Origin of the sequence: Bulleidia sp. HCP3S3_C9 (genome assembly GCF_052064035.1) — a bacterium.
GTDB lineage: Bacteria > Bacillota_I > Bacilli_A > Erysipelotrichales > Erysipelotrichaceae > Bulleidia.
The window spans coordinates 23,463-35,405 of the sequence record NZ_JBQHWJ010000020.1 but is presented as its reverse complement, the minus strand read 5'-3'; the positions used below and the strand labels follow the sequence as shown (position 1 = coordinate 35,405).

General features: G+C 38.4%; 13 protein-coding genes. 1 reads left to right on the top strand and 12 read right to left on the bottom strand.

Features of this window, described 5'->3' with window-relative positions; all coding sequences use genetic code 11:
- Window positions 1-125: 125 nt before the first annotated feature.
- The 3 genes from rpsR to rpsF are packed head-to-tail and all read right to left on the bottom strand — an operon-like array spanning window position 126 to window position 1,159.
- On the bottom strand, window positions 126-356 hold the full coding sequence (gene rpsR / locus ACTND6_RS05180) for a 30S ribosomal protein S18 (RefSeq protein ID WP_178177061.1): 231 nt from the start codon (window positions 354-356) through the stop codon (window positions 126-128).
- Window positions 357-371: 15 nt separating this feature from the next.
- Window positions 372-857 (bottom strand): single-stranded DNA-binding protein, encoded by a 486-nt coding sequence (gene ssb, locus ACTND6_RS05175; RefSeq protein ID WP_178177062.1) that lies wholly within the window; start codon window positions 855-857, stop codon window positions 372-374.
- On the bottom strand, window positions 857-1,159 hold the full coding sequence (gene rpsF, locus ACTND6_RS05170) for a 30S ribosomal protein S6 (RefSeq protein WP_178177063.1): 303 nt from the start codon (window positions 1,157-1,159) through the stop codon (window positions 857-859). The genes ssb and rpsF overlap by 1 nt, the downstream gene beginning before the upstream one ends.
- Window positions 1,160-1,381: 222 nt before the next feature.
- Here rpsF and ACTND6_RS05165 point away from each other — a divergent pair, with 222 nt between their 5' ends.
- Window positions 1,382-1,822: a hypothetical protein gene (locus ACTND6_RS05165; RefSeq protein WP_441045065.1), complete on the top strand. Its 441-nt coding sequence runs from the start codon at window positions 1,382-1,384 to the stop codon at window positions 1,820-1,822.
- On the opposite strand, the gene ACTND6_RS05160 is transcribed toward ACTND6_RS05165, so the two are convergent.
- The 9 genes from ACTND6_RS05160 to ACTND6_RS05120 form a co-directional block, all read right to left on the bottom strand.
- Window positions 1,804-2,706 carry an ROK family protein gene (locus ACTND6_RS05160; RefSeq protein WP_441022496.1) on the bottom strand — a complete coding sequence of 301 codons (903 nt, stop codon included), beginning with the start codon at window positions 2,704-2,706 and terminating at the stop codon, window positions 1,804-1,806. The two genes, ACTND6_RS05165 and ACTND6_RS05160, sit on opposite strands and share 19 nt — an antisense overlap.
- A gap of 26 nt (window positions 2,707-2,732) precedes the next feature.
- The gene (locus ACTND6_RS05155; RefSeq protein WP_178177066.1) at window positions 2,733-3,224 is read right to left on the bottom strand and encodes an Lrp/AsnC ligand binding domain-containing protein; all 492 of its coding nucleotides are present in this window, start codon (window positions 3,222-3,224) and stop codon (window positions 2,733-2,735) included.
- A gap of 2 nt (window positions 3,225-3,226) precedes the next feature.
- Window positions 3,227-4,405 (bottom strand): pyridoxal phosphate-dependent aminotransferase, encoded by a 1,179-nt coding sequence (locus ACTND6_RS05150; protein WP_441022498.1) that lies wholly within the window; start codon window positions 4,403-4,405, stop codon window positions 3,227-3,229.
- A 59-nt stretch (window positions 4,406-4,464) separates the two neighbouring features.
- Window positions 4,465-6,444, bottom strand: coding sequence for an excinuclease ABC subunit UvrB (gene uvrB / locus ACTND6_RS05145; RefSeq protein WP_178177067.1), 1,980 nt, complete (start codon window positions 6,442-6,444; stop codon window positions 4,465-4,467).
- A complete protein-coding gene (locus ACTND6_RS05140) occupies window positions 6,437-7,963 on the bottom strand; it encodes a S41 family peptidase (RefSeq protein WP_441022500.1) in 1,527 nt (508 codons plus the stop codon). The genes uvrB and ACTND6_RS05140 overlap by 8 nt, the downstream gene beginning before the upstream one ends.
- Window positions 7,964-8,034: 71 nt before the next feature.
- Window positions 8,035-9,405, bottom strand: coding sequence for a murein hydrolase activator EnvC family protein (locus ACTND6_RS05135; protein ID WP_441022502.1), 1,371 nt, complete (start codon window positions 9,403-9,405; stop codon window positions 8,035-8,037).
- Window positions 9,405-10,301, bottom strand: coding sequence for a permease-like cell division protein FtsX (ftsX, locus tag ACTND6_RS05130; protein ID WP_441022504.1), 897 nt, complete (start codon window positions 10,299-10,301; stop codon window positions 9,405-9,407). The genes ACTND6_RS05135 and ftsX overlap by 1 nt, the downstream gene beginning before the upstream one ends.
- Entirely contained in the window at window positions 10,291-10,983 is a 693-nt protein-coding gene (gene ftsE / locus ACTND6_RS05125) for a cell division ATP-binding protein FtsE (protein WP_178177071.1), read from the bottom strand. The genes ftsX and ftsE overlap by 11 nt, the downstream gene beginning before the upstream one ends.
- A 51-nt stretch (window positions 10,984-11,034) precedes the next feature.
- Window positions 11,035-11,889: a YitT family protein gene (locus ACTND6_RS05120; protein ID WP_441022507.1), complete on the bottom strand. Its 855-nt coding sequence runs from the start codon at window positions 11,887-11,889 to the stop codon at window positions 11,035-11,037.
- Between the last annotated feature and the right edge of the window lie 54 nt (window positions 11,890-11,943).

Below are 11,943 nucleotides of genomic sequence, written 5' to 3'. Positions count from 1 at the left end.
TCACCATATGTACTTCTCGTCGCTCAAGTTGTTTGAGGTGTTGAAATTCTTTCAATTCCTCATGTTATTTGAAAATCAATTTCTTGACACCTCATCCAATTTTGGAGCGCCGTAATATTCACTGATTAGTCAGCAATATATGGAAGCAGAGCCATCTGACGTGCACGCTTGATAGCGACAGCCAATTTTCTCTGATACTTCGCACGAGTTCCAGTAACACGTCTTGGTGTAATCTTACCATTAGCGCTAATGAACTTCTTTAATAATTCAACATCTTTATAGTCAATATACTTGATGTTATTCTTTGTGAAGTAGCAGACCTTTCTGCGACCCATTCTCTGTTTTCTGAATGCCATCGTTTTGTCTCCTTTTTAGAATGGCAGATCATCATTGGAAATATCCAATGTATCTCCACTTGTGAAATCATCCTGTACAGCTGGAGCACTAGGCTGTGGCTGATAAGATGGTTGTTGATAGTTGTTGAAATTGTTGTAACCATTGTCAACTTGTGCAGCGCGCGCAGTAGACTGTGCTTTGCTTTCTAACAAGCTTACATTGTCACATAGAACTTCAGTTACGTATTGCTTTGTGCCGTCCTGGCGATCATAAGAACGTGTCTGGATTCTTCCTTCAACGCCCACAAGAGCACCCTTTCTAGCATACTGACCTAAGAAGTCAGCGGATTGTCTCCATGCTACACAGTTGATAAAATCAGCTGTCTGTTGGTTACCATCTTGTGATCTTGAAGTTCTTCTATCACATGCTACTGTAAATGAAGCAACAGACAATCCTGTCTGTGTTTTACGAACTTCTACATCCTTTGTAAGTCTACCAACAAGTACGACACGGTTGATCATTACTTAGCCTCCGCAGAAGCTTCGTCACGTGTGATCATGAAACGAACAATGCTCTGGTTGATACCCATCAAACGATCGAGTTCCTTTACACATGCGTTGTCTGCTTCGAATGCAACGACTACATAGTAGCCCTTTGTCATATCATCGATACGGTATGCAAAATCTCTCATACCCCATTCATCTGTCTTGTTAACCTTACCACCGTTTTCTGTGATGATGTTAGCAACTGTTTCAACGACAGAATTTCTCTTTTCGTCTTCTACAGATGAGTTGATGATGTACATGACTTCGTATTTTTTCATTTTGTACACCTCCTTTTGGACTTATGGCCATTACTGGCAAGGAGCGGATTTCCCACTCGCCATAAGATTATACCGAATAAATCTTCTTGTGTAAACAAGAAATTTACTATATTTCAGCCATTCTGTCATGTTTACTTCTTTGTCTGTTGTGCATACAATAAACATATGCATTTCCTTTCAAAAATCTTAGACATTCTATTTCTTTTTTTATTTTCACTCTTTATGTGGATCAATGATCCCATTGCTTTCAACTTTACCGGCTTGTTAAATCAAAGCTCCACAAAACACATCGCAATCATCATTTGCATGTACTGGATCATTCTACTATTTCTACATTTATATCATTTAATCACTAACAAAAAGAAACTCATTCCATTATTCATCCTTGTCACTCTCACTGCGATCACACCATATAACGCAACAGGAGACATCGCTTCTCAATTTCATTTATTCTTTGCTTTAGCTGCTTTTTTATATCTACATTATCTTTTATATGCTTTTTACTGGTACAGACAAAAAGCAACCATGTTCTACATTGCTTGCTTAACAATGTCTGGTTGCTTTGTATTAACATATTCTTCCATTACAGGTCTATCTGAATGGATATTCATCATTGGATTAATGAGCAGTCTTTCCTATCTGGATCATTCAAACATGAAATGATACAGCGCACCAAGCAAGTTTGCTTCATTATGAAATCTACATACATCAATCACAGGTAAAGGATAATATGTACCCTTCACAATATCTACGTGATATGTCGCAATATCACGAATTGATTTTTTTAAAGAATCCAGTAAAACAGGCTGTGCAGAGATTCCACCACCAATCAAAATCTTCTCTAAATCTAATAAAATATTGATATTAAACAGCATCATTGCCAAAGAATCTGTATATTCTTTCAATGCTTCTAAAGCCTTTGGATCTTTATTATTAATATAATTAAACGCTTCTACACCATCCATTTCATCATTCAGGCCCATTTTTTCCTGCATGATCTTGCATAAATATGGCGTACCATGCTGGCCAGCATAACTATATGGATCATTCAAATGCTGATCATCAGTACTGCAGGCACATAGCTCTCCACACAAGAATCGCTTTCCTCTTCTCAGCTTACGATTCAATATTATGGCACATCCAATATTTGTACCAATAACAATGACAGCACCATCATCTACATCTTTGAGATTTCCAATCCAGAGTTCTGCCAAAGCGGCACATTTCCCGTCATTTTCAATTGTTACTTTTTTGTTATATCTTTGAGATAATTCTTCCGCAATACAGACACCATTCAAGAAAGGAAAAGCACCAATCACACCAACAACACCATTTTCACTGTCAATCACGCCAGATGATGATATCGCAATTCCACTAATATCATCAAATTGATTCACAACAGAATCCAAGACTGCATAAAATTCTTCTTTTGTTGCAGAACGCGCAGGAGAAGACACACTATTCTTTTGAATGATCTGTCCATCCTCACTCATATATGCATACTTCAAAGATGTTCCACCCCAGTCAAACACTAAATAACGTTTCATCTTTCCTCCTAACTCCACAATGATACTTAAGCAGAAACAATCTGGCGATCGTCTTCTACTTCACTTTCCATATCAAATGCAATGCCATGCACTTTATACTTCTTCAAGACAAACATCGTCATTGTTCCAGAAACACCTTCAATTGGCGCTAATTTTTCACCAACGAAGTCAGCAACTTCACGCATTGTTTTCGCATTCACATTCACAAAGAACTCATATCCGCCACTCATCAAATATAAGGAAGATACTTCTGGAAAACGAGCAATCTTTTCAGCTACTTTATCATAGCCAAACCCTCTTTGTGAGCATGCCTTTACCCCAATGATTGCATCCACATGATCTTTGTTGGCCTTATCCCAGTTGATGACTGTATGAAATCCACAAATCACCTTTTCATTTTCAAGTCTTTTGATTTCCTGATCCACATTTTCTTCTGTATCATTTAATATATCAGCTAAATCTGTTACTGTTGCTCGTGGATCATCCACAAGCAATTCAATTAATTTATTTGCATCCATTTTTATTTCTCCTCTTTGATTTCATGCAGGAAATCTTCAATTCTACCAAGCGCTGTCTGTAAGTGGGATAAGGAATATGCATAAGATATTCTCGCAAATCCTTCTCCGCTTTCACCAAACGCTGAACCAGGTACGATTGCAACATTTTTACGTTTCAATAATTCCATGCAGAACGTATCACTATCCATACCAGAAGAAGTAATGTTAGGAAATACATAGAACGCACCTTTAGGTTCAAACGTATGCAATCCCATCTCATTCAGTTTTCTAACACAATACTTTCTTCTAAAATCATACTCTTCCTTCATCTTCAATATTTCTTCATCACAGCTTGATAAAGCAGTAATTCCAGCATATTGTGATGTTGTTGGAGAACACATAATGCATGATTGATGAATCTTTGTCATTGTCTCAATCAATGGCTTTGGTCCCATTGCATACCCAAGTCTCCAGCCAGTCATAGAAAATGATTTTGAAAAGCCATTTACAACGATCGTTCTATCATGCATTCCTTCAATATGTGCAATCGATTCATATTTCTCATCGCCATAACAAAGTTCCGCATAAATTTCATCAGAAAGAACAATAACATCTGTATCTTTCAATACTTCCGCAATTCCAACAAGATCTTCATGTCTTAGTACAGCACCTGTTGGATTATTTGGATACGATAAGATCAGCATCTTTGTCTTCTCTGTTAATGCTTCTTTAACCTGTTCTGGTGTTACTCTAAACTCATTTTCCTCTGTACATTGAATATGCACAGGAACCCCGCCAGTTAAAGTTGTAATTGGTTCATAGGATACATAACAAGGTTCAGGAATGATCACTTCATCCCCTTCTTCTACAAGCATACGAATGGCAAGATCAATTGCTTCCGATCCACCAACAGTCACAAGAACATCTTCTGGATTATAGTTCAAATCATATTTCCTTTTCACAAAGTTTGTAATCTCTGTTCTTAAAGGAAGCAGACCGGCATTGGATGTATATTTTGTTCTGCCGATTTCTAGAGAGTGTATCGCTGATTCACGAATAGACCATGGTGTCTGGAAATCAGGTTCACCAACACCAAGGGAAATACAATCTGGAATTTCACTGGCAAGTTCAAAAAACTTACGAATTCCACTTGGCCGCATCTGTTTTGCGGCTTCAGATTTTATTTTTTCATAATCAATCATGCGAATTACCTCTCAAATATCATGTTTCAATTGTACACTCTCATTACTTATTTTGCGAATTAATCTTCTGACTGCAGTTCATAGATCATATCCCTCAATTCCGCAGCTCTTTCAAAATCAAGATGTGCAGCCGCATCCTTCATCTCAGCTCTCATATTTTCAAGCAGCGCAGCCTTATCCTTCTTGCTTGTCTTATTCTTTTTCAGCATATACTTCGCAGCCATCTGTTTTGTTTCTTTTCCACGGATAACTTCATCCACCTTCTTCACAACTGTGTGAGGTGTAATGCCATGTGCTGTATTATACTCTTCCTGGATTTTTCTACGACGGTTTGTTTCCTCAATCGCATACTTCATAGAATCTGTCATGACATCCGCATACATATACACTTCACCATGTGCATTTCTCGCTGCTCTACCAATTGTCTGAATCAAAGATCTCTGAGAGCGCAAGAAACCTTCTTTATCTGCATCCAGAATACAAACCAAAGATACTTCCGGAATATCCAGACCTTCACGCAGCAGGTTAATACCAACAATGGCATCCACTTTTCCAACACGCAGATCCTGAATGACCTGCGTTCTTTCCAAGGTCTTCGTTTCATGGTGGAGATACGCAATATGGAAGCCTCTTTCCTGCAGATATTCTGTCAGGTCTTCTGCCATACGCACTGTTAAAGTTGTAATCAAAACGCGTTCTTTTCTCTTGATACGTTCTGTCAAGCTCTCTGCAATATCATCAATCTGCCCCTTTGTTGGTTTCACTGTAATCAGTGGATCCAACAGTCCCGTTGGACGAATGATCTGTTCAACGACCTGATGGTCCACTTTTTCCAGTTCATATTCTCCTGGCGTTGCCGAGCAATATACAACCTGATTGATCATCCCTTCAAATTCATCAAACGTCATCGGACGATTATCCAACGCACTTGGTAAGCGGAATCCATAATCCACTAATATTGTTTTTCTAGCACGGTCTCCATTATACATACCACGTACCTGCGGTAAAGATACATGAGATTCATCCACAAACATCAAGAAATCCTTTGGAAAATAATCAAATAGATTCCAAGGTCTTTGTCCAGTCTTTCTGCCATCAATGTGCATCGAATAGTTTTCAATGCCTGCACAGTATCCATTTTCCCTTAATGCTTCTAAATCAAAACGCGTTCTTTGTTCCAGACGCTCAGCTTCCAGCAATTTATCATTGTTTTTAAAAAACTTTAAACGTTCTTCCAGCTCTGCTTCAATATCATCACATGCTCGCAACATCGTTGCCTTGCTTCTTGCATAGCCAGAAGCTGGAAAGATGTTATAGAACTGGTAGGCATTCAATGTTTTTCCTGTCAATGGATCAATTTCAGTAATACGATCAATTTCATCTCCAAACATTTCAATACGAATATTGTATTGATCTGTATAAGAAGGTGTCAGATCCAGTACATCACCTCTGACACGAATCGTACCACGAGACTGTTCCATATCATTTCTTGTATATTGCAGCTCTACAAGTTTCTTCAATAACGTATTTCGATCATATGTTTCTCCAACACGGATCGTCATAAACATATTCTTGTATTCCACAGGATCGCTTGCCGCATAAATACACGCAACAGACGCAACAACGATCGTATCTCTTCTTTCCAGAAGAGAATTCAAAGTGGATTCACGGAACATATCCAGCTCTTCATTGATTGCGGCTGTTTTTTCAATATACATATCACTCTTAGGAACATAAGCCTCCGGTTGATAGTAATCAAAGTTAGAAACAAAGAATTCCACACGATTATGCGGAAACAATTCTTTAAATTCAGAATACAGCTGCCCTGCCAATGTTTTATTATGTGAGAACACAAGCGTAGGACGATTCATTCTGGCAATGATATTTGCCATTGTAAATGTTTTACCTGTACCTGTTGCTCCTTCCAGTACCTGTTCCTTTTTTCCTTCCAGGATTCCTTCACACAAAGCATCAATTGCCTGTGGCTGATCACCGGTTGGAGAAAATGGAGAAACAAGTTCAAAGCGATGTTCATCCATGTAAGATCTCCTTTGCTTTTTCAAGCTGTACATCATGTGTATGTGTCGTATTCCAATCCAGAATCACTGCTGAACGCAAGCTGTCATATGTTTCTTTATTTAGCACTTCATCCACTTTTAAGCCATGTTCTTCTTTATATTGCTTCAATGCATTTCCGGTCTCACTAGAGAAATACCCATCTTTTCGATCTACTGTATATCCCAGATAATCCAGACACTGTTGTGCGTCTGCAGTCGAATCAGATACACTATCTACACGAAAAGATTCATCATCCTCCATGTTAGAAAATGATCTATAAAATACATCATGCAGCTTCACTTCCTGATCCGGTGTAATACCCACGCCATTGACCCATGTACCATCCGGAGACAGCCATTTACTCGTTGTATATTTCAAGGCAGAGCCATCATCAAACATCTTTGAAACCTGCACAGTTCCTTTTCCATATGTTGTCGTACCAACAACCGTCACATCATTGCGCTGCTGTTTCAATGCAAGAGTTAATACTTCTGCAGCACTGGCTGTATTTCCATTTGTTAAAATGACAATATTCTGAATATTCGAATATTTATCTGATTTCGTAACAGTTTCATGTACAGTACCATCTGCATATTCCTGCTTCATGACTGTTGTACCTTTATCTAAGAAGCAAGAAGAAACACCTTCAACAGAATCCAGATATCCACCGCCATTATCACGCAGATCAATGATCAAACCCTTCGCATTCTCAAAATCATCCATATAGGATTTCACTTCTTCTGGTGTTGATGAACCAAACTGATATAATTGCAGATACGCAATTTCGCCCATCATTTCACCATACACTGTAGAAGCAACTTTCTCACGTGTAATCTTTAATGCAATATTCTTTCCATCACGAATAAAACCAATTGTTACAGTTGTACCAGCTTTCCCCTGCACAGCTTCTTTAATATCACTGGACGTCTTTCCACTCATATCCACACCATCAACTGTATGAATGATATCGCCAGGTTTTACACCCGCTTTTTCTGCAGGTGTATTTTTATACACTTTTTCTACGATGCTTGTGCCATCTGTATTAATGTACTGCACCCCAATACCCACATAGTCACGATTAATGGATTGCGTAAAAGCTTCCATCTCTTCTTTTGACATATATTCAGTATGCTTATCTTCATCATTTGTTGTGATGCCAGCAAGCGCCTGATCTGTCAATCTTTCATCCAGATGATCGATTCCACTACCAAAAAACCAGTCGTTTTCCATGATATCCATGACTTCCTGAATCTTTTTAGAAGCACTCATTGTCGTACCACGTGCAATCATATGACGTAAAGAAGATGTAAATCCATACGGCAGCAATGAACCGCCAAGCCATCCAAAAAGAACAGCGACGATTGTCACCACAACCATGATTCTTTTCAGTTTTTTGTTCTTTGCTTTTTCCGCCTTAAGTTTTGCTTCATCAGGCCATACATATTTTTTCAAAGAAATCGTCTTGAATTCTTCTTTTTCTTCTGTCTTATTTTCTTCCATAAAAGTACCTCTATATATATATATATATCTAAAAGGAGAGCTTATCGAAAAGCTCCCCTATCATACCACAACTAACCACCAAATACGGATTCTGGACGAATTCTACAAGGGATACCATATCCAGCTTCACACCTTCTGCCATATCCATCATAGCTGCCAGCCCAGCCACATCCAAATGTTAAATCACCATTCCAGTTTCTTACATAACTTTCAAAGTCACTTGCCGCACCAATCTTGAAGATTTCAATATGGCAATGCGGACCAGAAGAGTTTCCTGTAGAGCCAACTCTACCAATGTAATCTCCTCCCGTAACTTTTGTACCAGTTGGGATTGGTGATCCATTTTGCATATGCAGATACTTCACCGCGTACAAAGTATCGCCTACCGCAACGACTAGATATACCTGGTTGCCGCCACCACTGGAGCCACCGCTTCCATGGCATGTCGAACCAAGTCCACCATACGAACAGCCATCCGCACTATTTACAACGACGCCATTCGCTACCGCATAGATATTTGTTCCCCGGCTTGCCGCAAAATCATATCCCAAATGTTTACCGCCGCCAGAATAATTCCATGTTCCAGCACTGCGATATGCACCCGGCACTGGGTTTGTCCATCCTTCTGCCGCAACAACACCATTGAGATCAATCTTGGAAATTGCAGACTTGATACTGTCAATATTTGCTGAAATCGTATCACCTAATGCTTCCAGTTCTGCAGCCTGCTTTTCTTGTTCATCAATAATGACTTGTACAGAAGCCTTTGTAGCTTCCAGATCATCTTGCTTATTCAACAGTTCCTGCTTTGCAACTTCCATTTCTACCTTTGCATTTTCCAGTCCCTGCTTTTCATCATTTAATTTTCCAATTAAACTTGCCAGCTGATCTAGTGTATTTTCATCATATTGTGCAATAGAACTCAAACCATTGGCAATACGAATGAATTCTTCAAATGTAGAAGCACCCATCAAAATATCTGTATATTTCGATACACGCATGGTTGACTGCGCATTCACCATTCTTTTTTTTACTTTTTCTTTCAAAGCATCTACTTGTGCCTGTGTTGCATCAATTTCTTTCTGCTTGTTATCGATTTCAAGCTGCTTCGCATCAATTTCAGCCTGTTTTGCATCGATCTGTGTCTGCAGATCTGTAATCTTTGCCTGCAGATCTTTTACCTGCTGGTCATATGCCGCAATATTTGTCGCAATCTGATCACGCTTTGCTTCAATACTCTTCAATTGCTCCTGCGCTTCAGATTTTTTACTTTCCAGATACTTCGCATATCCTTTGCAGGCTTCCTGATTATCTTTTGTAGCTTTTTTACAGGTTTCAGACCAGTATTCCGTATTCGAATAATCTTCTGCATACACACGATCAACACGTGCAATACACAGAAAAGAAATACATACACAAATACATATTTTGATAACTTTCATCATCTCTTCCACCTCAGATAACGGTTAACAGACAACAAGGATCCAACAAATCCCACAATTACACCAATGCCTAATAAAATACCCGCCAGATAGAAAATATATGGATTTGGCTTTACAAGCTTAAACATGTTAGAAACAAGAATACCACCACTCTGCTGATACAATGTTGTATATCCCCAGACTGTTAATGCAATTGGAATAATGGAACCAAGCACGCCAATGATAATACCCTCAATCACAAATGGAGAACGAATAAAGGAATTCGTTGCACCAACATTTCTCATGATAGTAATTTCATCTTTACGTGCAGAAATCGTTAACTTGATTGTATTCTGAATCAGGAAAATGGCTAACAGAGTCAAGCCAATGACTAAGAATCCACCAATCTTACGAACCATTGCCATTGTATCAACCATAGATACTGTTGACTGACCACCATAGTTCACTTCCGCAACACCTTCAATTTTCTGAATCTCTGAAGCAATTTCTGTAATCTGATCACCACTGGCTGCTTCTACATAGAAAGCATCATGCATTGGATTATCATCTTTAAATGGTTCAAATGCTTCTTTTGTCTTTTCATCATCAAAAGAATCAATATAGTATTGAAATTCCTGATCTTTATTTGAATATGTTACTTTCTTAACACCATCAATTGCTTCAATGGATTTCTGAATGGCATCTTCTTTCGCACTATCTTCATAGTTGTAGTCGACCATAACAGATATTTCCATAGAAGATTCAATATTTTTTGTGAAATTCTGTACGTTATAAGAGAAAATAATAAACAGTGAAATAATTAATAACGTAATCGTTACCGCAATTGCAGAACTGATTGCCATTGCTAAGTGTCTTCCAACACCTGAAAATCCTTCTTTAATTGGTCTACTGATCATGACGAACATAACCTCCTTGTGCAAGATCTGCAACAATATGTCCATGTTCTAAGACAACCGTTCTTTTACGATGCTTATTCACGAGTGTTAAATCATGTGTTACCATCAAAATTGTTGTACCATAGCGCTTGTTGATTCTTTCCAGCAGATTCATAATCTGATCAGATTTTCCAGGATCAAGGTTACCTGTAGGTTCATCTGCAATCAAAACCTTTGGACGGTTTGCAATCGCTCTAGCAATCGCAATACGCTGTTGCTGTCCGCCAGATAATTCATGTGGAAAAGAAGTCTTCTTTTCTTTTAAAGAAACGACATCCAGTACTTCATCCACTCTTTTTTTGATCTGTGGCTTTTTCATATTGATAACTTCTAAAGCATAGGCAATATTTTCATATACCGTCTTTGTTGGAAGAAGTCTAAAATCCTGGAAAACAACACCAATATTTCTACGATAAATTGGAACTTGCTTTCTCTTCAATTCACCAACATTGATACCAACAACTTCAACATTACCTTTTGTTGGGAGTTCTTCTCCATCCAGTAATTTGATCAACGTGGACTTACCAGAACCCGTTGGTCCAATAATATAAACAAATTCACCTTGTTTGACACTAAAATTCACATCATACAAAGCATTTGTACCATTTTTATATTGTTTGTATACATGTTCACATTCAATCATACAAGTCTCCTTTCATCTTCAAAAACCAGTGTTTATTTTACCATACATCATTTAAATTGTTGCTGAAGGATACGTGAAACCTTCTCCATGCATATCCGATGCATCTGTTGTAATCGTAAATGCACGATCATCAATCTGATTAATAATTTCTACCAGTTGAGAATACTGCTTTGCGCTGACAACGCATAAGATAACTTTTTTCTTATCCATCTGATAGCCACCTTCACCAGACAGAAACGTTACACCACGATCCATATCACGCATGATAACATCCGCAATCTCTTTCCATTTCTCACTAATGATTGTCACACTTTTCGCATTACTTCCTGCACCAAGTGACAAAATCTTATCAATCGCAATGCCTGAAGCAAATACAGAAATCAAGCCGATCAAAGCCGCATCAATGCCATATGCAAGTACACCAAGCAAAACTGTAATGCCATCCGTAACCATAACACCAGTAGCAACTTTCACGCCAAATAGTTTATGTGCAATGAGTGGTGGAACATCCATACCACCCGTACTCGCACCAGCTCTCATCACAAGACCAATTCCAACCCCTCCAAGTAGTCCTGCATACAAACTAGCCAGGAATGGTTCAATATGAATTGGAATCATTGGCGCAACATAAGACAATGCTGTTGTAAAAACAGGATAACAGAACGAAGACAAAATCGTATCAATTCCAAATTGCTTTCCTAAAATCAATGTACCAACGATCAATAACGCAAGCGTTAAAGTATTGGCAACAAGTGTTTCATCCAAATGGAAAAATGGTTCAAATGCTACCGCAACACCAGCTACACCGCCAGACAAAATGTGGTATGGAAGAATAAAGAATTCAACCGAAATTGCCAAGATAAATGTTCCTGTTACAACGAAAAGAACATTAATTAATTTTTTCATATCTATTTTATTTCCCTCTTTGCTCATGTATTATACCATGGTTGACAAGTGAAC